Annotated in this window: 18 protein-coding genes; 11 read left to right on the top strand and 7 right to left on the bottom strand. The window is 66.3% G+C overall.

What is annotated here, in order from left to right; all coding sequences use genetic code 11:
• Nucleotides 1-12: 12 nt before the first annotated feature.
• Nucleotides 13-1,233 (bottom strand): M20 metallopeptidase family protein, encoded by a 1,221-nt coding sequence (locus ACTSLZ_RS01325; protein WP_129316358.1) that lies wholly within the window; start codon nucleotides 1,231-1,233, stop codon nucleotides 13-15.
• Between the two features lie 89 nt (nucleotides 1,234-1,322).
• Entirely contained in the window at nucleotides 1,323-3,209 is a 1,887-nt protein-coding gene (locus ACTSLZ_RS01320; protein WP_443095455.1) for an FAD-binding monooxygenase, read from the bottom strand.
• A gap of 148 nt (nucleotides 3,210-3,357) precedes the next feature.
• Between ACTSLZ_RS01320 and ACTSLZ_RS01315 the strand changes: the two genes are divergently transcribed.
• From ACTSLZ_RS01315 to ACTSLZ_RS01305, 3 genes are all read left to right on the top strand, one after another.
• A complete protein-coding gene (locus ACTSLZ_RS01315) occupies nucleotides 3,358-4,056 on the top strand; it encodes an IclR family transcriptional regulator (protein ID WP_129316356.1) in 699 nt (232 codons plus the stop codon).
• Nucleotides 4,057-4,516: 460 nt separating this feature from the next.
• Nucleotides 4,517-6,301, top strand: a complete 1,785-nt coding sequence (locus tag ACTSLZ_RS01310; protein WP_443095454.1) for a thiamine pyrophosphate-binding protein — start codon at nucleotides 4,517-4,519, stop codon at nucleotides 6,299-6,301.
• 623 nt (nucleotides 6,302-6,924) lie between these two features.
• Nucleotides 6,925-7,890: an alpha/beta hydrolase family protein gene (locus tag ACTSLZ_RS01305; RefSeq protein WP_129316354.1), complete on the top strand. Its 966-nt coding sequence runs from the start codon at nucleotides 6,925-6,927 to the stop codon at nucleotides 7,888-7,890.
• Nucleotides 7,891-7,954: 64 nt separating this feature from the next.
• Here the strand turns inward: ACTSLZ_RS01305 and ACTSLZ_RS01300 are convergent, their stop codons facing one another.
• Nucleotides 7,955-9,349 (bottom strand): MFS transporter, encoded by a 1,395-nt coding sequence (locus tag ACTSLZ_RS01300; protein ID WP_443095453.1) that lies wholly within the window; start codon nucleotides 9,347-9,349, stop codon nucleotides 7,955-7,957.
• A gap of 744 nt (nucleotides 9,350-10,093) precedes the next feature.
• Between ACTSLZ_RS01300 and ACTSLZ_RS01295 the strand changes: the two genes are divergently transcribed.
• The 8 genes from ACTSLZ_RS01295 to ACTSLZ_RS01260 all read left to right on the top strand — a co-directional run bounded on the left by ACTSLZ_RS01295 (nucleotide 10,094) and on the right by ACTSLZ_RS01260 (nucleotide 20,368).
• Complete coding sequence (locus tag ACTSLZ_RS01295; protein ID WP_443095452.1) at nucleotides 10,094-11,737, top strand: fumarylacetoacetate hydrolase family protein; 1,644 nt, start codon at nucleotides 10,094-10,096, stop codon at nucleotides 11,735-11,737.
• Between the two features lie 5 nt (nucleotides 11,738-11,742).
• Nucleotides 11,743-12,426, top strand: a complete 684-nt coding sequence (locus tag ACTSLZ_RS01290; protein WP_443096076.1) for a GntR family transcriptional regulator — start codon at nucleotides 11,743-11,745, stop codon at nucleotides 12,424-12,426.
• Nucleotides 12,427-12,440: 14 nt separating this feature from the next.
• Nucleotides 12,441-13,952 carry a 5-carboxymethyl-2-hydroxymuconate semialdehyde dehydrogenase gene (gene hpaE, locus ACTSLZ_RS01285; protein WP_178980497.1) on the top strand — a complete coding sequence of 504 codons (1,512 nt, stop codon included), beginning with the start codon at nucleotides 12,441-12,443 and terminating at the stop codon, nucleotides 13,950-13,952.
• A 131-nt stretch (nucleotides 13,953-14,083) separates the two neighbouring features.
• Entirely contained in the window at nucleotides 14,084-15,193 is a 1,110-nt protein-coding gene (gene hpaD, locus ACTSLZ_RS01280; RefSeq protein WP_443095451.1) for a 3,4-dihydroxyphenylacetate 2,3-dioxygenase, read from the top strand.
• 10 nt (nucleotides 15,194-15,203) lie between these two features.
• Nucleotides 15,204-15,989 carry a 2-oxo-hept-4-ene-1,7-dioate hydratase gene (gene hpaH, locus ACTSLZ_RS01275; RefSeq protein ID WP_397555510.1) on the top strand — a complete coding sequence of 262 codons (786 nt, stop codon included), beginning with the start codon at nucleotides 15,204-15,206 and terminating at the stop codon, nucleotides 15,987-15,989.
• On the top strand, nucleotides 15,974-16,753 hold the full coding sequence (locus ACTSLZ_RS01270) for an HpcH/HpaI aldolase family protein (protein WP_443095450.1): 780 nt from the start codon (nucleotides 15,974-15,976) through the stop codon (nucleotides 16,751-16,753). The genes hpaH and ACTSLZ_RS01270 overlap by 16 nt, the downstream gene beginning before the upstream one ends.
• Before the next feature lie 612 nt (nucleotides 16,754-17,365).
• Nucleotides 17,366-18,958 carry a S8 family peptidase gene (locus ACTSLZ_RS01265; RefSeq protein ID WP_443095449.1) on the top strand — a complete coding sequence of 531 codons (1,593 nt, stop codon included), beginning with the start codon at nucleotides 17,366-17,368 and terminating at the stop codon, nucleotides 18,956-18,958.
• A 486-nt stretch (nucleotides 18,959-19,444) separates the two neighbouring features.
• Nucleotides 19,445-20,368, top strand: coding sequence for an AEC family transporter (locus tag ACTSLZ_RS01260; protein WP_443095448.1), 924 nt, complete (start codon nucleotides 19,445-19,447; stop codon nucleotides 20,366-20,368).
• 38 nt (nucleotides 20,369-20,406) lie between these two features.
• On the opposite strand, the gene ACTSLZ_RS01255 is transcribed toward ACTSLZ_RS01260, so the two are convergent.
• The 4 genes from ACTSLZ_RS01255 to ACTSLZ_RS01240 form a co-directional block, all read right to left on the bottom strand.
• Nucleotides 20,407-21,249 (bottom strand): SDR family oxidoreductase, encoded by an 843-nt coding sequence (locus ACTSLZ_RS01255; RefSeq protein WP_443095447.1) that lies wholly within the window; start codon nucleotides 21,247-21,249, stop codon nucleotides 20,407-20,409.
• A 379-nt stretch (nucleotides 21,250-21,628) separates the two neighbouring features.
• A complete protein-coding gene (locus tag ACTSLZ_RS01250) occupies nucleotides 21,629-22,966 on the bottom strand; it encodes an MFS transporter (protein ID WP_129316495.1) in 1,338 nt (445 codons plus the stop codon).
• Nucleotides 22,967-23,002: 36 nt separating this feature from the next.
• Nucleotides 23,003-23,458, bottom strand: coding sequence for a MaoC family dehydratase (locus ACTSLZ_RS01245; RefSeq protein WP_129316494.1), 456 nt, complete (start codon nucleotides 23,456-23,458; stop codon nucleotides 23,003-23,005).
• A gap of 53 nt (nucleotides 23,459-23,511) precedes the next feature.
• Nucleotides 23,512-25,017 (bottom strand): acyl-CoA synthetase, encoded by a 1,506-nt coding sequence (locus ACTSLZ_RS01240; protein WP_443095446.1) that lies wholly within the window; start codon nucleotides 25,015-25,017, stop codon nucleotides 23,512-23,514.
• Nucleotides 25,018-25,029: the final 12 nt, after the last annotated feature.

The raw sequence follows: 25,029 nt of genomic DNA, 5'->3' as shown, positions 1-25,029 counted from the left end.
GCGTCGCTCGCCTCAGGCCGCGAGCAGGCGCTCGAAGGCGAGCGTGGCCAAGGCCGCGGACTGGGTGGGAAGGACCGCGTCGTCGAAACGCACCTCGGCCGAGTGGTTCATCGGCGCCGTCATCGGGTCGGTTCCCGGGTACGACGCGCCGAGGAACATGAACGTTCCCGGGACCTCTTCGAGCACGAACGAGAAGTCCTCGGAGCCCATGCGAGGTTCCGGAACCTCCCGGACCCCTTCCTCGCCCAGGACGCCGCGCAGGGTGTCGGCGGCCCATTCGGTCTCGGACTTGTCGCAAATTGTCGGCGGGTAGAGAGTCGAGAACTCGACCTCAGCGGTGCACCCGTGCGCCGCGGCAATATTTTCCGCGATACGCCGCACCACGACGTCGAACTTCTCGCCGGACTCCCGGGTCATGGCCCGAACCGTCGCTCCGAGGCGGGCGTCGTCGCCAATCACGTTGACGGCCGCGGTTCCCGCCTCGAGCTGCGTGATGGTCGCGACCACCGGGTCGAAGACGTTGAACTGCCGGGTCACCGCGTTCTGCAGGGCCGAGGCGATCTCGGTCAGCGGGGGAACGGGATCGAGCGAGGAGTGCGGGGCGGAGCCGTGACCGCCCTTGCCGTGCACGGTGATGCTGAGGTTGTAGGCACCGGCCATCACGGTTCCCGAACGGTAGGCGAAGCCTCCGCGTTCGCCCGGGGCCACGTGGAACCCGTAGGCCGCGACCGGGCGCTCCCCGGTCACATCGAGCAGGCCCTCGTCCAGCATCGGCTTGGCGCCGCCGGGTCCTTCCTCGCCCGGCTGGAACATGAACACGACCTTGCCCGGAAGATCCTCCTGGTGGGCACTGAGCAGCTTCGCGGCGCCGACGAGCCCGGAAGTGTGAAGATCGTGCCCGCACGCGTGCATCGCGCCGTTCGTCGAGGCGAACTCCTCGCCGGAGTTCTCTTCGACCGGAAGGCCGTCCATGTCGCCTCGCAACAGAACGGTCGGGCCCGGCTTTCCGCCTTCGAGCACCGCGATCACGGAGGACACGTCGGTGCCGCGATGGATCTCGAGGGGCAACCCCGAGAGGGCCTCGATCACGGTCGCCTGGGTCTGGGGCAGATCGTTGCCCAGCTCGGGATTCCGGTGGAGGGTCCGTCGGAGATGGCTGAGCTCATTCGCGAGGACCGTCGCTTCCGAGAGGAAGTTGGGGGACTGCTGGTTCGGAACGCGGCTCTCAGCCATGATCATCTCCGTTATATACCGACATCGGATTGTCCATCCATGATGTCGGCCCGCTCAGGGAGTGTCCACCGACTCGCCGGAATGAGATCTCAGCGTTCGACGAGGATCGGCCCGAAGAATTCCGCCAGACCCTCCCTGTCGGTCAGCGGCAGAACCGCGGAGACATACTGATCCGGCCGCACGACGACGATCGCGCCATCCCGGCTGATCCCTCGCTCCTCGAAAATGTCCTCATCGGGCAGAGTCGCGTACACCTTGTCCCTGTTGACCAGCCCGAATTCGCCGACCTTGGGCAAGAAGGCCTGCGGGACGCGGGACAGGTCGACGTCCGTGTGGAGCTGTTGGTAGACGACCTTGGTGTCGAAGACGGCGTCGTCGTCGGCATCCTGGGGCGTGCAGCGGACCTGGGGCGAGGCGTCGTCGTGGGCAAACCATTCCGCGAAATCCGCGAGACGGGACGCTTCGCCCGCCGCCGGCCGGTCCGCGAAGACGTAGATGCGCCACCGTCCGTCCGCGACCGCCTGGTGCCCCAGGTGAACGGGATTCGCGTCGCACACACGGTTGGCCTTGGCCGACTTGAAACGCTTCCCGATCGGGAACCCGCTGGCCCGCCCCTGGTTCTCGGTCCCGCCCGTGATCAGCGAGGGGGTGTACTCGGTCATGAACCCTGCCGGGAACTCGGCGGTCTTGACGTAGAAGTCCTCCAGGGTGGATTCGTCGGGGAGGTCCTCCGGCTTGGCGGCCATCAGAGTGGACCATTCCTTGTCGAAGTCGATCAGGTTCTTGGCGATGACCTGGCGTTCCTCCGAATAGGTGCTCAGCAGCTCCTCCGGGCTGGTCCCCGTCAGGACGTGGCCCAGTTTCCACCCGAGATTGAAGCCGTCCTGCATCGAGACGTTCATTCCCTGGCCGGCCTTGGCCGAGTGGGTGTGGCAGGCGTCCCCGGTGATGAAGACCCGCGGCGTGCGTTCTCCGGTTTCTGCCTCGGAGACGTCGTCGAACTTGTCCGTCAGTCGGTGTCCGACCTCGTAGACGGAGTGCCAGGCCACGGATTTCACGTCGACCGAGTAGGGGTGCAGGATCGAATTGGCCTTGTCGATGATGTCCTCGAGCGATGTGTCGCGGACGGCGTGATTGTCGTCCACGGGCACCTCGCCCAGGTCCACGTACATGCGGAACAGGTGCCCGCCTTCGCGGGGGATGTGCAGGATCGAACCGTTCACGGACTGGATCGCGCACTTGGTGCGGATATCCGGGAAGTCCGTATTCGCCAGGACGTCCATCACGCCCCAGGCATGGTTGGCGGCGTCGCCGGTCAGCTTGCGGCCGATCGACGACCGGACGGGACTGCGGGCGCCGTCGCACCCGACCACGTACTTCGCCCGAACCGTGCGCTCCTCACCCTCCCGATTCCCGGCGGCGTAGCGCAGACGAGCGTGGATGGGGTACTCGCCCTCCCCGGTGTTCTGCAGGTCGAGGAATTCGATCCCGTAGTCCGGGGTGATGCGCCCGGGGGAGTGCGCGGCGAATTCGGCGAAGTAGTCCAGGACCCTGGCCTGGTTGACGATGAGGTGCGGGAATTCGCTGATGCCCTGGGGATCATCGAGCGGGCGTGCCGTGCGAACGATGTTCTCGGGGTTCTCCGGGTCCGGCTTCCAGAAGCACATCTCGGTGATGTGGTAGGCCTCGTCCACGATCTGGTTCGCGAAACCGAAGGCCTGGAAGGTCTCGACGCTGCGGGCCTGGATCCCATCGGCCTGACCGATCTCCAGGCGGCCCGGGCGGCGCTCGATGATCCGAGTGCAGACCTCGGGGAACTGGGACAGCTGGGCGGCGAGGATCATGCCGGCCGGACCCGTGCCGACGATCAGGACGTCCATGTCATCGGGCAGTTCCTCGGGACGATCGACGCCGTGGCCGGCCGCCTCCTCAATCCGCGGGTCACCCGAAACGTATCCATGATGATGGAACTGCATATGAGACGAACTCCCTCCCCAACCACGGTGTTGGAGCGTTGATTGATTCTCCATGTTCCATATGCGAATATGGCGTTCACATAACGAAACTCGCTAAATCATATACGACCCGCATCCTGTGTGGCAAGGGTCTCACCAAAGGTCGGTCATGCCCACTCCCACCAGAGCCCCCTCCCAGACGCTGAGCCGCGGCCTCAGCATCCTCGAAATCCTCGCCGACGCCAGCGGCCCCCTCGGTATCGACGACGTCGCCGCGCACCTCGGCGTGCACCGCTCCGTCGCCTACCGCCTGATCCGGACCCTTGAGGAACACGGGCTCGTGGTCAGGAAGAACGATGGCCGGCTGGCCCTGGGGAACCGGCTGGCGGCGCTCGCCGGCGGCGTCGAGCGTGACCTGCAGGCGGTCGCCGTTCCCGAGCTGACCCTCGCCGCCCGGGACCTGGGGATGACCTGTTTTCTGGGCGTGCATGACCGGGGTGAGTGTCTGACCTTCGCCAGCGTGGAGCCCCCGCAGACGGTGGCCGTGGTCGCTCAACGTCCCGGTACCCGACACCCGGTGGCCCTGGGCGCCCCGGGGAAGGCGATCCTCTCCATGCTCCCCGAGGACCAATGGCCTGAAGGGGTCACCGATGCCGATCGCCAAAAAGTCGACGGGGTCCGGGCCAACGGCTGGGCCGAAACCACCAACGAGGTCATCACCGGGCTCCACTCGGTCGGCGTACCCCTGGATCTCCGGGGCGGCCAGGCCGCGGCGCTCGCTGCGGTCTTTGTGGGCGACGGCGACCGTCCCGCCATCGCGGCGAGACTGCGCCAAGCCGCCGACGTCATTTCGAGAAGCGGCGCCTGAGGGGTGGTTGGTTGGGTTGGGTTCTGGGTTGTGGGTTCAGGGTTCTGGGTTCAGGTTTGTGGACTCTGGGTTCTGACTAGGAGGTCCCCGCCCGAGGTGGCAATTTTGTGTTGCTCGGGCGCTCCAGGCGGTGATTCTGTGTTGCTCGGGCGCTCGAGGTGGCAGTGGTGTGCGGTTTCGGTGGCGAGGTGGCAGCCGCGTGCGGTTTTTGGGCGGATTTTGTCCCAAAATTGCCACCTCGGCGTTGGAGGCGCACGTGATTGCCACCTCGCGCGGCACCGTCGAACGTCCGGGCGCACCGACGCAGGAACGGTTGCGGAATCGTGACCGAAGACTTATGTTAAGCGTGTCCGACATCACAGAGCATGTCCGGTGTTCGAAAAAGGGGCACTCAGTTGCGGCGATCCCGGAACGAGACATATATGGCCTAAAAGTTCATATGTGGTTCCGGAGGAACACCATGCAGTCCGTATCCGAAACGGTTGCGCGCGCCCTGACGCGCCATGTCGAAAAATTCTTTTGCCTGATGGGCAACGGCAACGCCTACTTCATTGACGCTCTCGAGCGTCTCGGCGTCCCGCCGATTCCCGTGCGCCATGAGTCGGGCACCGTCGCCTCGGCCGACGCCTACTATCGAATGACCCGAGAAGTCGCCGTGGCTACGGCCACCTACGGCGCCGGATTCACCAACACGCTGACGTCGCTGGCGGAGTCGTCGTTGGCAAAAATGCCGTTGGTCCTTGTCGTCGGCTCCGCACCGACCGCGGGTCCTCGACCGCTCGACATCGACCAGACCATGACGGCCGCATCCATGGACGTACCCACATACACCGTGGGAGTCCAGGACGCCGGAACCGTGACCATTCAGGCCCTGGCCGACGCGATCGAGAATTCGAGGCCCGTGGTGCTCGCGATTCCTTACGACCTGGCTCCCGAACTCATCGGCGAGCGCGGGGAAATCATTCCCGACTTGCCCGAACCAACGCGTCTGCCGTCCCCCGACCACATCGAGGCCGCGCGGATTGCTCACCACCTCGCCGACGCCGAGCGGCCGCTCATCCTGGCGGGCAGGGGCGCGATCGGGGCGCGTTCCGACCTGCTGGCGCTCGCGGAAACATTGGGGGCCGACGTCGTCACGACCGTTCCCACCCAGGGTTATTTCTCCGTCCCCGCGAGGCGACCGACGAACTTCCGTGATCTCGGGGTGTGCGGCGGATTCTCCGCACCCGGCGCGTTGCGCGAGATCCGACGTGCCGACGTCGTCTTCGTGGTCGGAGCGGGCCTGAACCAGTTCACGATGGCATTCGGCACTGCCTTCTCTGACGACGCCCGAGTCGTCCAGGTCGGAGACACCGAGGAGCCGACCAATTCGCGGGTTGACCAGTACTGCCGCGCCGACGCCGCCGACGCCGTGGGGCTGATCCACGACAAAATCCTGCAGCTCGGGGTCAGCGGACGCACGCCCGTGGTCTCCCCGACCTCGGAAGAAGCCCAATGGCGCACCGAGGGCGATGAACAGGCCCCCGATGGGCGGCTCGATCCCCGGCGGGTCATGAGCCGCCTCAACGACCTGCTGCCCGAGGACCGTGTTGTGTTCACGGACGGCGGGCACTTCATGCAGTGGCCGCTGACCTATCTGAAGGTCAACGAGCCGGACAGTCACGTGACTGTGGGTACGCAATTCCAGTCGATCGGTCTGGGCTTCGCCAGCGCCGCGGGTGTTCTGGCGGCGTCGGGCGAGAGATTGCCCGTGCTGGTCTCCGGCGACGGGGGCGGGCTCATGGGAATCGCCGACGCCGAGACCTTCGTGCGCACGACTCGCCGCGGCGTCGTCGTGTTCTTGAACGATGCCGGCTACGGCGCCGAGGTGCACCAGTATGCCGCCCGCGGGCTGGCCCCTGAGCCCATGCTGATCCCCGATGTCGACTTCGCCGGAATCTTCCGCGCCCTGGGAGCCAAAGGCGATACGGTGCGGACCTTGGCGGACCTCAGGGACTTCGAGCAGTGGATCGCCGCCGAGGAAGACGGGATCTATGTCCTGGACTGCCGCATCACGAACAGCGTCCGCGCCGATTGGATCATCGAGACGGTGGAGGAGGCGCGTCGGGCGGCCCCGCACGTCGAGGAGATGCTCGGGATGGACACCTCATCCTGGAACCCTTCGGGTGCGGCCTGTGGCGGTCGCGGCACGAATGGTGACCGGGGGAGCGCGCACGAAGTCGGCGGGCGTCACCTGCATGCGTGAGCCATCGGAGTCCCACCCACCGACGTGGAACCCCACGACGTGGAACCCACCGGCGTGGAGCTGAGGAGCCCTCGGCCCGGACCGGCCCACACTTGAGGGCACCCACATCGGGTGGCACAGGGTGAAGGGCATACGACTCGTGAACAACAGGCGGTCGGACACAGACGTGTCCGGCCGCCTGGAGTGTTTGTGGCGATATCGTCGCCCGGCGCTGACCTGACCATGCTCTCAACCGGACTCGCCACAGGTGCCCTGGCCTCGTCCGCGGCGTGACCGTCGAGAGGACGACGACGCCCCAGATGAACCGCGCTGCGAGAAAAGCGGTCCGGACGAGAAAAGCGGTCCGGGCGAAGTGTGTGATTCGACGGAATGCATGGGACTTTTTCATGGCCGCTCCGTGGAGTGATGTCGGTCAAAACATGGCTTGTGTCCCGAAGATACTGCACCTTGATGCACGTCCGGATTCGTGATCCGGTGGTAAGACGACCGTCTGTGGAAACGTGATCGACGTCGTTGAGGTTCTCCGTATCCGTGACATAAGATTTTGACGATCCGTGGGATCTTGTGTGGTTGTTGAATGAATGGGTGTGGGGAGTTCGGCGAACCACCGTTGAAAGGATCCTGTGAAGATCGGACTGACCAAGCCGACACGCGTTCCTCGCGCCGGCAAGATCGCGGCCGGCTCGATGGCCTTGGTTCTGCTCGTGGCCTGCTCGGGATGTTTTTCGAAAGAGGATCCTGGGCCTCTGAAGATCCAGGACTCGACCATCGCCTCGGCCGAGCAACCAGTCTCCGAGAGGGCGGAACCCACCGCGCAGCGCGTCCCCTATCCTGTGGGTGGTCAGGGGGATCCCAGCCAGAACTGGGGAGACCTCTACCTTCCCGGTGGAGTCCACAAGCGAGGCACCGTACCCATGGTGGTCCTGGTCCATGGCGGTGCCTGGCACCATTCCATCGGCGCGAGCACCTTCGATGATTACGCGCGTGCCATCTCCGCGCGCGGTTACGCCGTCTACAACATCGAGTACCGTCGCGTCGGGTCCGGCGGCGGCTGGCCGACCACCTTCACCGACGTCGCCGCAGCATTCGACCACGTGAAGCAGCTGATGGCCGAGCACCCGGAGCTTTCCGGGCGCGCCGTTGCGGTGGGCCACAGCGCGGGGGCCCAACTGGCCACGTGGGCGAGTACGCGTGGCGACTCCCAGCTGGTTCCGGGGCTGAGTGCCCCGAAATTCAGGCCATCGCGCATCGTCGCGCTGTCCGGTCCCATGGACATGACCTTCGAGGCGACGACGGATGATCACGACCTGTTCCACGTCATGGGCGGGAAGCCGTCGCAGGTTCCGACGAACTACTCCGCCGTCGACCCTATCCAGAACCTCGATCCCCAGATTCCCGTCACCGCCGTGCACGGCACCGCGGACTCGACGGTCGCGTGGCAGAACTCCCAGCGGTACGTCCAGACTCTCCAGGCCCGGGGTGGTCAGGCCGACCTGAAGCTCCTCTACGGAGAAACCCACGGCTCGTTCCTGACCTACGGGTCGACCCACTTCAACGAAGTCATCGACCTCATCACGAACGGCAAATAAACCGCGGACACTCCGGCGTCCACATCCCCCCCCCGTACGAGCGGCCGACGTCGTTCGGGCCGGGTTACTGCGCGTTCGACTTCACGAAGACGAGCGGGCTGCGCGATTGCTCCTCTTCACTGCCGTGGCCCAGGGGAATCCCGGTGCGGTCTCGCAGCAGAAGCGTCGCGACCATTCCCAGGATCACCATGATGCTCAGGTAGATGCCGATGGACTGGGTGCTCCCCGTGGCATTCAGGAGCGCCTGGGCGATGGTCGGTGCGAATGCGCCGCCGACGATTGCCCCAATGGCGTAGGAGATCGAGACTCCCGAGAATCGGACCGATGCGGGGAACAGCTCGGTGTAGGTCGCCGACTGCTGGCCGTAGGTGAAGCCGAGGCCGACGGTCAGCACCACCAGTCCCAAGAACAGCATCCCGATGCTTCCGCTCTTGACCAGGGGGAAGAGGGCGACGACGCCGACGAACAAGAGGATCCACCCCAAGATGTAGCTGTTGCGGCGACCCATCCGATCCGAAACCCAACCGGCGACCAGCGTAAAGATCAACCAGGTCACAGCGGACCCGGTCACGGCCAGAAGAACGGGGCCGCGTTCGAAGGCGAGGGGCCCCTCGGGGTCGGTCGCGTAGCTCTGGATGAACCCACCCGTGGTCATGTAGCCGGCGGCGTTGTTGCCGGCGAAGATGAGCGCGGCAAAGATTACGAGCACGCCATGCTTGCGGAAGAGGACACCGATCGGGGCCTTGCGTTCGTCCTTGAGCTCGGCGATCTGGTTGAACACGGGTGATTCCTCGACGCCGTGGCGGATCCAGTACCCGACGGCGATCAGTACCACGCTCAACAGGAAAGGCACGCGCCAGCCCCACTGCATGAAGGCATCGCCGGGGGCGATCGTCGTCATCAGGGTCAGCATGCCGGAAGCCATGAGCAAGCCAAGCGGAACACCGATCTGGGGTGCCGACCCGTAGATGCCGCGACGATCCACGGGGGCGTGCTCGACCGCCATGAGTGCGGCGCCTCCCCATTCGCCACCCGCCGAAACGCCTTGGACCAGGCGCAAGAGAATCAGGAGAATCGGCGCGGCCGCACCGATGCTCGCGTAGGTGGGAAGGACACCGATCAGGGTGGTCGAGGCGCCCATCCCGACCAGGGTCACCATGAGTACGCGTTTGCGACCCCATTTGTCGCCGAGGTGCCCCGCGACGAAAGCTCCGAGCGGTCGGAAGAGGAAACTGAGGCCCACGCTCATGAAGGAGACGATGACCGACGCCTGAGGTCCCAGGGGGCCGAAAAACAGCTTGCCGAAGACGAGTCCGGCGGCCGAGGCGTACAGGAAGAAATCGTACCACTCGATGCTCGTACCGATCACCGTTCCGGCGATCACGCGGCGCTGCTCCTTGGCCTGCTGGACGGTGCGCAACGCCGCCGTCCTGGTTGTTGGATCGTGGTGGGTCGTCATCTCGACTCCTTCGTCGTGCGGTGCGAGTGTGTGGTTTCTGGATTTCGGTTTCCGCATTTCGGTTTTCGGCTTGCGGTGCGGTTGCTCCATGGCCGCGTCCCGCAGAACCCCGTTGTCGCGGGCCGGACGGGCGCATGGATGCCCGAAGGTTGTGATCCAGAATACTCTCGATGTGATATTGGATGATATACGATGTGCGGTTCAGGTCAAGGGCGGTCGGGCGTGTGACGTCGTCGTCCTGCGCGAGGCGGAGGTGGGGCGCGTGCTGGCTGGGTGGGTGTTGTGCGCGAGGTGGCAGTTTCGTGCGGTCACGCGCGACGAGGTGGCGATTTTGTGCGGCGAGGCGGCGAAGTGGCAATGGCGTGCGGGGTGTTGTCCGCGAGGTGGCAGTTTCGTGCGGTCACGCGCGACGAGGTGGCGATTTTGTGCGGGTCTGCTGGCGAGGTGGCAACCTCGTGCGGCGTTGCTCGCGAGGTGGCAGTTTTGGGACTTTTTGGGGCCTAAAAGTGCACAAAATTGCCACCTCGGCCACGTAGCCGCACGTGATTGCCACTTCGATCCCGCAACCGCACGCCATTGCCACCTCGGCCAGGCGGCCACCTCAGCTGCCCCGCCCGAGCGAATCAGCCGCCCTGCACCCCAGCCTCACCAAGCAGGCTCATTACTTTGTGACTTGGGCTACTTGTTGCCAAATCCGAAATGATATACGATCTGTGGCGAAGCATTCATCGACGAGGAGGCTGCATGACCACTCCGTACGAGGAGCCAGAGCGCGCCGCGCAGAATTCCGGGGGAGAGGTCGCCGACGTGCCGGTGGATCCGGGGAAGATCATCGCCGTCCACGTGGCCTACGAATCCCGGGCGGCCCAGCGAGGTCGCCGACCCGCGAAACCTTCCTACTTCATCAAACCCGCCAGCTCGCTCGCCGGCTCCGGCGCAATGATCGAGCGTCCCGAAGGAACCGAACTGCTGGCGTTCGAGGGCGAGATCGCACTGGTCATCGGCCGGGCCGCCAAGAACGTGTCCTTGGAGAACGCCTGGAGCCACGTCGCCTCGGTCACCGCGTCCAACGACTTCGGAATCTACGACTACCGGGCCGCGGACAAGGGATCCAACCTCAGGAACAAGGGCCGGGACGGGTACACCCCCGTCGGCCCCCGGCTCATCGACGCGCGCGGCGTCGAACCCACCGAACTCCGGGTGCGCACCTGGGTCAACGGCTCCCTGGCCCAGGAGGACGGTACCTCGGACGAGCAGTTGATTTTCCCGCTGTCCCAGTTCGTCGCCGATCTGTCGCAGCACGTGACCCTCGAGCCGGGCGACGTCATCCTGACCGGAACACCCGCGGGTTCGAGCGTCGTGGCACCGGGCGACGTCGTCGAGGTCGAGGTCGACGCCCCGAACGCACCGGGCGCGCCGTCATCGGGGCGTCTGCGGACCCGAGTCGTCGAGGGGACGGGTCGTTTCGACGAGTCCCTCGGCGCGCTTCCCGCCGTGGACGACAAGCAGCGCGAAGAGGCCTGGGGGTCCCGCGAGGCCGCGGGGCTCCCCGCGATCGCCCCGGCCGCCTCCGCCGACGCCGGCCCCGCCCCGGCAGGCCCCGCCTCCGGCGACGCCGCCACCGCCCCCGGCTCACCATCTGCGCTGCCCGAGGACCTGCGGCGACGGCTCCTCGATCTCCCCACGGCCGGGCTCTCGGCGCAGTTGCGTCAGCGCGGCCTGAATCAGGTCAGCATCGAGGGCGTCGCCCCGTCGCAACCGGGCACCAAGCTGGTCGGCGTCGCGAAGACCCTGCGTTTCGTCCCTGCTCGCGAAGACCTGTTCAAGAAGCACGGCGGCGGGTACAACGCCCAGAAGCAAGCCTTCGACGCGGTCGGGGACGGCGAAGTGATCGTGATCGAGGCCCGTGGTGAACCCGGGTCCGGGACCTTGGGCGACATTCTGGCGCTGCGGGCCAAGTCGCAGGGCGCGGCCGGCGTGGTCACCGACGGCGGGGTTCGCGACTCCGCCGCCGTCCGGGACATCGGGCTGCCGGTGTTCTCGAGCGCCTCGCACCCCGCGGTCCTGGGGCGGAAGCACGTCCCGTGGGAGGCCGACGTCGCCGTCGCCTGCGGAAATGCGACCGTACTCCCGGGGGACGTGATCGTGGGCGACGACGACGGCGTCATCGTGATCCCGCGCGACCTGGTCGAGGACGTGGTCGACGGCGCAGAGACGAAGGAAATCCAGGACGCCTGGGTCGCCGAGAGAGTGGCCGAGGGCCACCCGGTGGACGGGCTGTTTCCCCCGGTCGGCCGGTGGAAGGACGAATACGAGTCGTGGCTGGCCTCCAGGGACCAGCCCTCCACGGGGAGCGGAGAGAACCAACGACCCAGGACCAGACCCTGACCTCGATGTCACCGGATGTGAGCAAGGCGCAGCGGGCCTATCAGTGGCTCAAACAAAAGATTGCCGAGCAGGAATTCACCCCGGGATACCGGCTCGTGCTGAGCACCATCGCCCAGCGTCTGGACATGTCGGTCGTTCCCGTGCGGGAGGCCATTCGACGGCTCGAGGCCGAAGGGCTCGTGACTTTTCGACGGAACGTCGGGGCGCAGGTCGCGATGGTCGACGAGTCCAGGTACCGCCACTCGATGGAGACCCTCGGGATCCTGGAGGGCGCGGCGACGGCGCTTGCCGCCCCGAACCTCACGACCGAGGACCTGACGCGGGCCCGCGAGCTCAACGACCGCCTCGCGGCCTCGCTCGAAGATTTCGACCCCCACGCCTTCACGCAGACCAACCACGATTTCCACCAGGTTCTGTTTTCCCGGTGCCCGAATGAGCGCCTCATGGACCTGGTCGGAGCCGAGTGGGAACGTCTGGGGCACCTGCGCGATTCGACCTTCTCGTTCGTGCCGGGGCGCGCCCGCGAATCCGTCGAGGAGCACGCGCGCATGCTCGAACTCATCGAGAGCGGCGCGAGCACCGTGGAGATCGAGCGCGCCGCCCGCGGACACCGACAGAACACCTTGGCGAGCTACTTGAAGAGCAAGCAGTCCGACGCCGCCGACACAGACTTCAGCACGAATTCCTGATCGAAGGGAGCACCATGACCACTGCACACCAGGTCAACGCCCGTCCGGAGAACCTGCCCGAAACCATCCGTCACTACATCGGCGGTTCGTTCGTCGACTCCCTGGACGGTGAGACATTCGACGTCATCGACCCCGTGACCAACGACCCGTACATCACGGCCGCGGCCGGCAAACAGGCCGATATCGACGCCGCGGTCGCCGCCGCGAAGAAGGCCTTCGACGAAGGCCCCTGGCCCAGCATGCTTCCTCGGGAGCGCGCTCGCGTGCTCAACACGATCGCCGACATCGTCGAGGACCGCGGCGACCAGCTGGCCGCGATGGAGTGCTTCGACACGGGGCTGCCGATCAGCCAGGCGCTGAGCCAGGGGCGCCGCGCCGCCGAGAACTTCCGCTTCTTCGCGGACCTGATCGTCGCCCAGCACGACGACGCCTTCAAGGTCCCGGGCCGCCAGGCCAACTACGTCAACCGCAAGCCCATCGGCGTCGCGGGACTGATCACCCCCTGGAACACGCCCTTCATGCTCGAGTCCTGGAAGCTTGCCCCGGCGATCGCGACCGGCAACACCGTGGTGCTGAAGCCAGCGGAGTTCACCCCGCTCTCCGCCTCCCTGTGGGCAGGCATCTTCGAGGAAGCCGGCCTCCCCGAAGGCGTGTTCAACCTGGTCAACGGTTTCGGCGAGGACGCCGGCGACGCCCTGGTCAAGCACCCGGACGTCCCCCTGATTTCCTTCACCGGCGAGTCCACCACGGGCCAGTTGATCTTCGCCAACGCGGCCCCCTACCTCAAGGGCCTCTCGATGGAACTCGGCGGAAAGTCTCCGGCCGTGGTCTTCGACGACGCCGACCTGGAGACCGCGATCAACGCGACCGTGTTCGGCGTCTTCTCCCTCAACGGGGAACGCTGCACGGCCGGCTCCCGCATCCTGGTGCAGCGAGGCATCTACGACGAATTCGTCGAGCGGTACGCGGCCCAGGCCAAGCGAGTCAAGGTCGGGGTGCCGTCCGATTCGAAGACCGAGGTCGGCGCCCTCGTTCACCCCGAGCACTTCGAGAAGGTCATGAGCTACGTGGAACTCGGCAAGACCGAGGGTCGCCTCGTGGCCGGGGGCGGGCGCCCCGACGGATTCGAGGAAGGCAACTTCGTGGCCCCCACGGTCTTCGCCGACGTTCCCTCCGACGCCCGCATCTTCCAGGAGGAGATCTTCGGACCCGTCGTCGCGATCACCCCGTTCGACACGGAGGAGGAGGCGCTCGAGCTGGCCAACAACACCAAGTACGGGCTCGCCGCCTACATCTGGACCAACGACCTCAAACGGGCCCACAACTTCTCGCAGTCCGTGGACGCCGGCATGGTCTGGCTCAACTCGAACAACGTGCGCGACCTCCGCACCCCGTTCGGCGGCGTCAAGGCCTCCGGGCTCGGCCACGAGGGAGGGTACCGCTCGATCGACTTCTACACCGATCAGCAGGCGGTCCACATCAACCTCGGCGAGGTCCACAACCCGGTCTTCGGCAAGGCCGAGTGACGGCCCAGGCGCCGGCCGGCGCGCGGCGTCGTTCGCGTGCCGACCGGACGACGTCGCGCCCCGGCCGGCGGCCCGGCCGGCGCAATGCCGGCCTCCCCAACCAACCCATCGACAGAGCAAGGACGCTTGAGATGACCGCAACAGATTCCAACCCCATCCCGACCCCATCGGTTCCGGCGCCGGATATTCTCCGTTGTGCCTACATGGAACTGGTCGTGACCGACCTGAAGAAGTCCCGCGACTTCTACGTGGACCTGCTGGGACTCGTCGTGACCGAAGAGGACGAGGAGGCGATCTACCTCCGTTCTATGGAGGAGTTCATCCACCACAACCTGATCATCCGCAAAGGCCCCGTGGCTGCGGTGCGTGCGTTCTCCTACCGTGTGCGTACCCCGGAAGACGTCGACCGGGCCGAAGCCTACTTCAAGGAGATGGGCTGCAGGACCGAGCGTCGTCGCGACGGATTCGTCAAAGGCATCGGCGACGCGGTGAGGGTCGAGGACCCCCTCGGGTTCCCGTACGAATTCTTCTACGAGGTCGAGCACGTCGAGCGACTCGCGTGGCGCTACGACCTGTACGGCGCGGGCGCGCTGGTCCGCCTGGACCACTTCAACCAGGTCACCCCGGATGTGCCGCGCGCTTGCCGGTACATGGAGGGCCTGGGCTTCCGGATCACCGAGGACATCTCGGACGCTGAGGGCACCGAGTACGCGGCCTGGATGCGGCGCAAGTCCACCGTCCACGACACGGCGATGACCGGCGGCAACGGGCCCCGCATGCACCACGTCGCGTTCGCGACGCACGAGAAACACAACATCCTCTACATCTGCGACAAGATGGGCGCCCTCCGCCTGTCCGACCGGATCGAACGAGGCCCGGGACGCCACGGCGTCTCGAACGCGTTCTACCTCTACATCCTGGACCCGGACGACCACCGCATCGAGATCTACACCCAGGACTACTACACCGGCGACCCGGACAACCCCACGGTCCACTGGGACGTCCACGACAACCAGCGTCGCGACTGGTGGGGAAATCCCGTGGTGCCGTCCTGGTACACGGAGGCGTCTCTGGTCCTGGACCTCGACGGCAACCCGCAGGCGGTCCGCGAGCGGGACGACAAATCCGAGATGGACGTGACGATCGGCGCGGACGGGTTCTCCTACACGCGTTCCGACGACGAGGCCGGAACCTACCGTGGCCAGGCATCCAAGGGCTTCAAACTGGGCCACCAGGTCTGAGGAGGAACATATGCTCGAGAAGGAACAGCTCACCTCGATCGCGGACGACCTCGCCGCCGCGGAGGAGTCCCGCGGGATGATTCCGCGGCTGACCTCGCGATTCCCTGATATGACGGTCGAGGACGCCTACGCCGTGCAGAACGAGTGGCGACGCCGGGGCGAGGCCGCGGGTCGGCGACTCGTCGGGCGAAAAATCGGTCTGACCTCGAAGGTCATGCAGCAGGCCACGGGGATCACCGAACCGGACTACGGCGCGATCTTTGCGGACCAGGTCTACGAGAACGGCTCGGTGATCGAGCACGGCCAGTACTCGAACGTGCGGATCGAAGTCGAGCTGGCCTTCGTGCTGAAGGAAGACCTCGCGGGCGACGACGTCACCATCTACGACGTCCTCAGGGCGACCGAGTACGTGACCCCGGCCCTCGAGGTGCTGAGTTCCCGCGTCGAGATGGAAGGTCGAACGATCGTCGACACCATCAGCGACAACGCGGCCCTGGGCGCGATGGTTCTTGGCGGGCGCCCGGTGACTCCCGACGCCGTGGACCTGCGGTGGGTTGCCGCGATGCTGTACCGCAACGAGACGATCGAAGAAACAGGTGTGGCGGCGGCGGTGCTGAACCACCCGGCGGCCGGCGTCGTCTGGCTCGCGCGCAAACTTGCCTCTCACGGGGACTCGCTCAAGGCGGGAGAGACGATCCTCGCCGGTTCCTTCACGCGCCCCATGTGGGTGCACCAGGGCGATACCGTCCACGCCGACTACGGACAATTGGGGGCCATCACATGCCGTTTCGCGTAGAACTTCCCGACTCCTTCGCTCGGACCCTGGACGGCGCGGACCGGCCCCTGGTGGGAATGTGGGTGTGCTCCGGTTCGCCCGTTGCCGCCGAGATCGCCGGGTGCTCCGGGCTCGACTGGGTCCTCCTGGACGGCGAGCACTCCCCGATAGGCCTCGAGACCACCGCATCCCTGCTTCGTGCGCTCGCCGCCTACCCGACGACGCCAATGGTCCGCGTCCCGTCCCTGGACACCGTGCTGATCAAGCAGTTCCTCGACCTGGGCGCACAGAACCTCCTGGTGCCCATGATCGACACCGCCGAGGAAGCACGCCAGGCCGTGGCCGCCGTGCGGTACCCCGCGCGGGGAGTCCGCGGCGTCGGCTCCGCCCTGGCCCGGGCCTCCCGGTGGGGAGCGGTTGACGGGTACCTCGGGCGGGCCGAGGACACGGTGTCCCTGACGGTGCAGATCGAATCCTCGACGGCCGTGGAGAACGCGGCCGAGATCGCGGCGGTGGACGGCGTCGACGCGGTGTTCGTCGGCCCGTCCGACCTGGCCGCCTCGATGGGCATGCTGGGGCAACAGACCCACCCGGACGTGACGGCGTCCGTGCTCTCGGTCTTCGACGCGGTGCGCGCGGCCGGCAAGAAGGTCGGCGTCAACGCGTTCGACCACGACCAGGCCCGAAAGTACCTCGACACCGGCGCGTCGTTCGTGCTGGTCGGGGCGGACGTGCAGCTGCTGACCCAGGCGTCGCGGGGGCTCGCGGAGAAGTTCTTGGGGTGATTGCTGGGGTCGGGCGGTCGGGCGGTCGGGCAGCAGGGCAGCAGGGTCGCGAGGTGGCGGTTTTGTGCGGTTTCTGCGCCGAGGTGGCAGTTTTGGGACGAAATGGGCTGATTTTTGTCCCAAAATTGCCACCTCGCGGGATTTCGCGCACGAAACTGCCACCTCGCGAGGAAGGCGCGGGCACGGGCGCGGGTGCAGGCGCGGGCGCAAGCGCGAGCGCCGGTGTGGGTGCGGGGGAAGGCGCGGGGCGCGGGCCGGTGCGGGCCAGCTCGCGCCACCACGCACCGCCCCGGAATACCTCGGTCATCAGGCACAACGAGCAGGAACAATAATTTCCGTCCCCACCCCCTCTAAAACATAGTTTTTCTATGTGAGCATCGGCACTTCTGGATTCAAAGAATCTGTTGTAAATTTCTCCTTCGTGCGCGCGAAGATCCCGCGGATCAGCGCCATGATGGGGATGGAGTCGCTCGGTCGGCGTCGTTCATCCTCATTTTGAATTACCGCACTATGGGGAGAAATATGATCGTTTTTGACAAAGGGAAACAATGTTCCCTGGGGCGTCGACTCACAAGGACCGCGCGAAATGCTTGCGCCGTCACGATGGCGACCGTGGTGTTTTCGGCATGGGGGCTTGCCGACGGGGCGTCGGCGATGGAGCCGGTGCCCGCGTCCCCCGAGGACCGTTCGGCCGTTCAGACGGAGCACGAGCACATCGACCCGAATGCGGAGGGCCTGGACCGGTTCATCGTCACCTTCGCGGGTGACAGCCGATCCTCCGAAGATCGGGACCGCGCCGTGGACGTGGCCGAGAAGGCCGTGGGTACGTCGGCCGACGTCGTGAGGGAGACGGCGGACGGAAGCGTCGTCGCGACCGAGCAGAAGCTCGACCCGAAAGAATCCGCCGAGTTCATGGAGAAGCTGGCGCAGTCGGACACGGTGGACTACGTCGAGCCGGACGCACTGGTCACCATCGCGGACGAGAGGGCCGGTGAAGCCCCGAAGGACGACGACGACAAACCTGCCGACCCCAACGACACCATGTATTCGTCGCTGTGGGGTCTGCACGGTCAGTGGGGTGCACACGTACCCGATGCCTGGAAGACCACCCAGGGCAAGGACACGACTGTCGCTGTCCTGGACACCGGTATCACCAAGCACCCTGACCTGGAAGCGAACCTGATTCCCGGTTACGATTTCATCTCCCGCGAGGAGGCTGCGCGCGACGGCAATGGTCGGGACGCCAACCCCCAGGACGAGGGCGACTGGTTCGGTCCCCGCGAGTGCGGCGACAACGACCGCAAGGCCAAGTCCAGCTGGCACGGCACCCACGTTGCCGGAACCATCGCCGCGGTGGGCAATAACGAGCAGGGGGTCATCGGCGTCGCACCCGAGGCGAAGATCCAACCGGTCCGAGTCCTGGGGAAGTGTGGCGGCAGCACCTCCGACATCGCCGACGCGATCGTGTGGGCGTCAGGCGGCGATGTTCCCGGTGTCCCGAAGAACCAGACCCCGGCTCAGGTCATCAACATGTCCTTGGGAGGCCGCCACCAGTGCGGACGCGCAGCCCAGAACGCGATCGACGGTGCCGTGGCGCGCGGGTCCACGGTCGTGGTCTCGGCAGGCAACAGCAAGGCCGACGCCGCCGAGTTCTTCCCCGCCAGCTGCAAGAACGTGGTGACGGTTGCCGCCTCGGACTCTCACGGGAAGATTGCTCCGTACTCCAACTTCGGGAACGTGGTCGATGTCGCCGCGCCCGGCGGAGACACCCGGGAGCGCGGAGGCGGGATCCTCTCGACCTTGAACACGGGGGCCACGACACCGGAGGAGCCGACCTACGTCTCCTACCAAGGGACCTCGATGGCCGCGCCGCACGTGTCCGGGACCGCCGCGCTCTTGAAGTCGGTCGATCCGGGCCTGACGCCGGCGAGGATCGAGGAGGTCCTCAAGGAGAAGGCCGTTCCACTGGATCAGTCCTGCGAGGGCGTGTGCGGGGCGGGCCTGATCAACGCTGCCGCGTCCGTCGCGGCGGTCGCCCCGGTGGAGGCCGCCCCGGATCCCGCCCCCGCACCGACTCCGACACCGACACCCACGCCGGACCCGGTCGAATCCAAGCCGTCCACGGTGAAGCCGACATGGCGGCAGTGGTGGAAGAACAACTGGAAGGCCTTCCAAGGCAACAGGCATTGGCACCGACGGGGTTGATCCTCGGGACCCCTGGGCCTCGGGGCGTCTTGGCTCGCGTGACCGCAGACCCCGCCTTATAAGCCCCGCCCGGCAACCTGCCGCGTTGGGTGGTGGTTGCCCGATTCGGTGCGCTTTTCCGTCGTGAGGAGGCGGTGCAAGCCCCACCTAACGGAGGAAAACACCTCGTATTCGGGTATCCCCCACCCAACCGCGCGCCGGGTGGGGGACGGGGGCACGACGTCGTCGCCACGCCGAGCCGCCGCGCCGACCCCCCCGAGGTGGCAGTTTCGTGCGGATTTCGCGGCAAAAATCGCACAAAACTGCCACCTCGCGGTCGACGCCGCACAAAGCTGCCACCTCGCGGTCGATGCCGCACGAAATCGCCACCTCGCGCCCGAACCCGGGAGTCATACCTTCGGGGTATCGTCACGTGCCGCAATCGGTCTTGGACGCGGGGGCGCCCCTCCGGCGACGATGGAGCAGCACGTCGAGGAAAGGGGCCCCGTGGGCGGAGTGCTGATCGGATTCGCTGTGGTGGGCAGCATCATCGCCGTCGGATGGGTGGTGTCGCGCATCGGCCTGCTGGGCGAACACGGTGACCAGGTTCTCTCGAAGACGGCCTTCACCCTCGCCTTCCCTGCCTTCATGTTCTCCACCCTCGCGACGTCGGACCTCGCGGGACTCGTGCACCCCGACGCCCTGGTGGTGGTTCTCTCGTCCGTAACCATGATGGTGGTGTTCGTCGTGGTGGCCGCGATAGCGCGCTGGGGCGTGCAACGGGCCCTGATCGGCGCCCTCGCCTCGAGCTACGTCAACGCCGCCAACCTCGGTCTGCCCATCGCGACGTACGTCCTCGGCAGCGCCGAGATCATCCCGCCCGTCCTGCTGTTTCAACTCGTCCTGGTCGCACCGATCGTCCTGGCATTGCTGGACCTCATCAGCTCTTCCGGCGGCAGCGCGTGGCGGCGGTTCCTTCGGCCCCTGAGCAACCCGGTGGTGGTGGCTTCACTCGCCGGCGTCGCGGTCAACGCCCTGGGCCTCGATCTCCCGGATCCGGTCCTGACCCCGTTCGAGCTCGTGGGCCAGGCGACCGTGCCGCTCATGCTGCTCGCCTTCGGCATGTCCCTCAGACGAAACGGCAGGCCGTTCCGGAACGGCGACACTGCCGGCATCGTCCTGGCCGTTGCGCTGAAGACCGTTGCGGCTCCGCTCGTCGCGGTCGTGATCGGCTCCTGGGTCTTCGGGTTCAGCGGCAAGGAGCTGCTCGCGCCGGTGCTCTGTTCGGCCCTGCCTACCGCCCAGAACGTGTACGTCTACTCGCTGCGCTACCCCGGATCGACGGCGCTCGCTCGCGACGCGGTGCTGCTCAGCCTCATCGTGGCGGTGCCCGTTCTCGTCGTGTTCTCGGCGGTGCTCAGTAACGCGTGATGACTACGGTCCCGACCTTCCGGGTCAGGCCCGATCCGTCAGGACCGGGTGGGGCGTTCGGGCAGGGGCATCGGGCCGGAAACCTCCGAATACCGCGGCGGAGCGGAAACCGTGAGACCGCCGTCGACGACGATCGTCTGCCCCGTAATGTAACCAGCCTGCGGAGAGATGAGGAACTCGATCGCGTTGGCCATGTCCTCCACGGTGCCGGGACGCTGGAGAGGAATCTGGTCGACCACCTGCTGCATATCCGGCATGCCCTCCTGGCCGTAGAAGAAGGCCAGACTGTCCGAATCGATGAGCCCGCCATTGACCCCGTTCACGGTGATTCCGTACGGTGCGAACTCCACGGCCATGTAGCGGACGAATGACTCCACGGCCGCCTTGTAGGATCCCAGGGCGGCGTAGGTCGCGAAACCTTGGCGACTCCCGTAGCTCGTGACCGCGACGATCTGGCCGCCGTCGTCCATGAGCTTGACGGCCTCCTGGGCGCCGAGAACGAAGGGGCGGACGTTCATGGCGTACGAGCGGTCGAGATGGTGGGGTTTCAGATCCATGATCTTCTTGAAGGCTGCCGCGGCCGCGTTGTTGACGAACACGTCCAGGCGGCCGTACTGCTCCGCGACGGCGTCGAAGAGCGCGGTCACGCCCTCGGGGGTTTCGACGTCGGCCCGGACCGCAATCGCGTGCCCGCCCAGGCGCTCGGCTTCTGCCACAACCTCGGCGGCGAGTTCGTGATTCGTCCGGTAGTTCACGACGACGGAGGCGCCTTGCGCAGCCAGGTCGAGCGCGAGTCTCCTGCCGATGCCTCGGGAGGACCCGGTGATCACCGCGACCTTTCCCTGATACGCGGACTGGTTGCTGACCGGGGACTCGCTCACGGGGTGCCTCCTTGTCTTGTGTCGCGGACGACGAGGACGCGGAAGAACCGGTCCCTGACGTGCGGCGTGGTTGTCATGGAACGCACGAGCAGTCTACTGATCCGGTGATTGGTGGAGCGAAGCGGGGCGGCGTCGTCTGGGCGTTGGGCGGCGTCGTCTGGGCGGCGTCGTCTGCTCCCGAGGTGGCAATGCGGTGCGGTTCTTCCGCCGAGGTGGCAATTTTGGGACTGAATTCGCCGTTTTTCGTCCCAAAATTGCCACCTCGGAACGCGCGACGCACGGGATTGCCACCTCGGCACGCGCGACGCACGGGATTGCCACCTCGCCACGCGCGACGCACAGAATTGCCACCTCGCGCCCGGGCGCGGCCCCGATCGACTCAGTGCTCGTAGGTTTCCAGATCGTTGTTCTTGGACTCCCGCGTGAGCAGGATGAAGATCCCCGAGAGGGCGCCCATCCCGATCAGGTACCACAGGACCGGAGCGATCTCCCCGCCGGCCTTGGCGAAGATCGACGTGATGATCGTGGGGGTGAACCCGGCCCCGATGAGCGTCGCCAACTGGTACCCCAGGGACGCGCCCGTATAGCGTGCGGTGGTTCCGAATTGTTCGGACACGAACGCCGCGAGGGGACCGAAGATCGCGGCATGGGAGCAGAGGCCGATCGCCATGGCCAGGAAGATCCAACCGGCCTGACCCGACGCGTACCAGGAGAACATCGGGAAGATCAGCAGCAGATAGACAACGGTTCCCCCGATCATCACCGGCTTCCGGCCGACGACGTCGGACAACCGGGCCCAACCCACGACGCACGGGATGCTGACGATCGACGCCGCCGCGAACAGATACAGGACCGTGGACCGGTCCGCCCCGTGGTCGACCGCGTATCCCACGGCGAAGATCGAGATGACCGCCTGGAGCGCAAATCCGCCCGCGCCTCCCAGCATGACCAGGATCAGGTTCTTCGGTCGCCTCAGAATCTGCCAGATCGGCAGCTTGGGCCGGTCGCCCTGTTTCCTCTCCTCCTCGACCGCCTCCCGGAAGATCGGTGATTCGGAGATCTTGGACCGGATGAAGACGCCGACCGCGAGCAGCACCACGCTCAGCAGGAACGGGATGCGCCAGCCCCATTCGAGGAAGGCGTCACCCGTCCAGTGATTGGCCAGACCCATGACCGTGGTGCCCAGAGCGGCACCCATGGGCGCTCCGGCATTCGTGAACGACGCCGCGAACCCTCGCCGGCCGCCTTTGGCGTGTTCGAGGGCCATGAGAGCAGCTCCGCCCCACTCGCCCCCGATGGCGATACCCTGCAGGACCCTGAGCACGATCAGGATGATCGCGCCCCAGGAGCCGATGCTCGCCTGACCGGGAACCAGCCCGATCAGCGTGGATGCGGAGCCCATGGCCACCATCGACAGCACCAGCATCTTCTTCCGACCGAGGCGATCGCCGAAGTGGCCGAACACGGCACCTCCCAGAGGCCGAGCGATGTATCCCGCCGCGAAGGTCCCCGCAGAAGCGATGGCGCCGGCCAACGGGTCCAGGTTGGTGAAGAACACGTGCGGGAACACGAGGGCTGTTGCGGTCGCGTAGAGCAGGAAGTCGTAGTACTCGATCGTGCTGCCGATGAAGCTCGACGCGATGACCCTTCTCGCCTCACGCTGGAGATCCCGGGCCCTGAGGTGGGCCGACGTGGTATTCGGATCGGTGGTGCTCATGGCTCTCTCAACTTTCTGCCGACGGACGCCGACGCATCACGAGTAGAAGCGCAGGACGGATCGGGCGACGACGGCCGGCTTGGATGCGCCCTCGGCCGTGACGGCGTTGTCCACCTCGAGCTGGACCCCGCCGTCGATCTCCTTCACGTCCGCGACGACCGAGGTCATCGAAACGCGCTCGCCGACCTTCACCGGTGCGGGGAAACGCACTTTCTCCAGGCCGTAGTTGATCTTGGCGGACACGTCCGTGACCTCGAGGATCTCGGCGAACATCGGAAGGGTCAGGGACAGGGTCAGGAATCCGTGGGCGATGGTCGTGCCGTACGGGCCCTCTGCGGCGCGCTCGGGGTCCACGTGGATGTACTGGTGGTCCCCGGTCGCATCCGCGAAGGTGTTGACCTGGTCCTGCGTGATTTCACGGGCCTCGCAGGGGCCGAGCTCCTGGCCCACGAGGTCCTGCAGTTCGGCCAGCGTGACGTTCTTGGCGGTCATGATGTACTCCTGTCGTTGTCGTTGTCGCCCGTCCTCGGTCGGAAGGGCAGAATTCAGTAGGTCTTCCGCAGGATGTTCTTGCGGATCTTCCCGGTCGTGGTCCTGGGCATGTCGTCGACGACGAGCACCTCGCGCGGCACCTTGTACTTGGCCAGCCGTGTCTGAGCGTCCCCCCGAATGTCGTCCCCGGTTCGGTCCTCCCCGGGTTCGAGAACCACGAAAGCAACTCCGGACTCGCCCCACCGGTCGTCGTCGACGCCGATCACCGCGGCCTCGGCGACCCCGGCGATGTTGAGCAGCGCGTTCTCCACCTCGGCGGGGTACACGTTCTCGCCGCCGGAGATGTACATGTCCTTCATACGGTCGTGAATGCGGAGGTAGTCGTCCGAGTCCAGGCTTCCGATGTCGCCGGTGTGGTACCACCCGTCCTGGAGGACCGCCGCGGTCTCGTCGGGTTTGCCCCAGTAACCGGTCATGAGGTTGGGGCCGTGGGCCCAGATTTCTCCGGGTTCGTCGGGCGCGACGTCCTCCCCGTTGAGGTCGACGACGCGTGACTCGGTGAAGAAGTGCTCCCTCCCCGCCGTCCCGGCCTTGACGATCCCGTCGCGCTGGTCGAGCATGCGGATCCCCGGGGCCGTCTCGGTCATGCCGAACCCCTGGCTGATCGAGATTCCTTTGCTCGCCCAGGTCGTGAACATGCGCTCCGGGAGCGGCGCCCCACCGACCATGAGGTTGCGCAGCATGGACAGGTCGGCGGCGTCGAAGCCCTCCTCGTGGGCGACGGCGTCGAGCATCGCCGGAACCATGAATGCGGAGTTCACGCGATGCTCGGCGAGTGCGCGAAGAGCCTCCGAGGCCTTGAAGCGCCGGTGGATGATGATGCGCCCGCCCATCATGAAGGTCGGGACCGCCAACATGTTCAGGCCGGCGATGTGGAACAGGGGTGCGACGGACAGGTTGACGTCGTCCTGGCGGAAGTCCTCACCGAGGATCGCGTTGAAATACTGGAACAACAGGGCGCGATGGCTCAGCATGACGCCTTTGGGATTGCCCGTGGTTCCCGAGGTGTACATGATGAGCGCCGTGTCGTCCTCGTCGAGGGGCACCACGGCGTCGTCGTCCGACCCGGCGGCGAGCAGCGACTCGAAGCCGCCGTCGTCGACGCCGAACCACCGGACCTCCGGGGCGGTCCCGGCGCGCAGCCGCTCGGCATTCTGGGCCTGGTCCTCGCCGAAGAAAACGACCGACGGCGTGCAATCCCGCAGAATGTACTCGACCTCGGGGGCGGCGAGGCGCGGGTTGACCAGCACGCACGCCGCGCCGACGAGGGTCGTGGCGAAGAACGTCTCCAGCAGCGCCGGATGATTGAACCCGGCGTAGGCGACTCGGTCCCCGGGCGATACGCCGAGATCCTTGAGGGAGTTGGCGAGGCGGGTCACGCGACCCGCGAACTGGGCGTAGGTCGTGTCCTCGCCCTCGAAGGAGATGGCGACGTCGTCGCCGCGAATCTTGGCGCGGCGGGCCGGGTAGGTGCCTATCCCGTAGTCGATGATGGTCATGGGAACTCCTTT

This window comes from Rothia koreensis (assembly GCF_052232265.1).
Lineage (GTDB): Bacteria > Actinomycetota > Actinomycetes > Actinomycetales > Micrococcaceae > Rothia > Rothia koreensis.
This window is presented reverse-complemented; position numbering and strand designations above follow the sequence as displayed.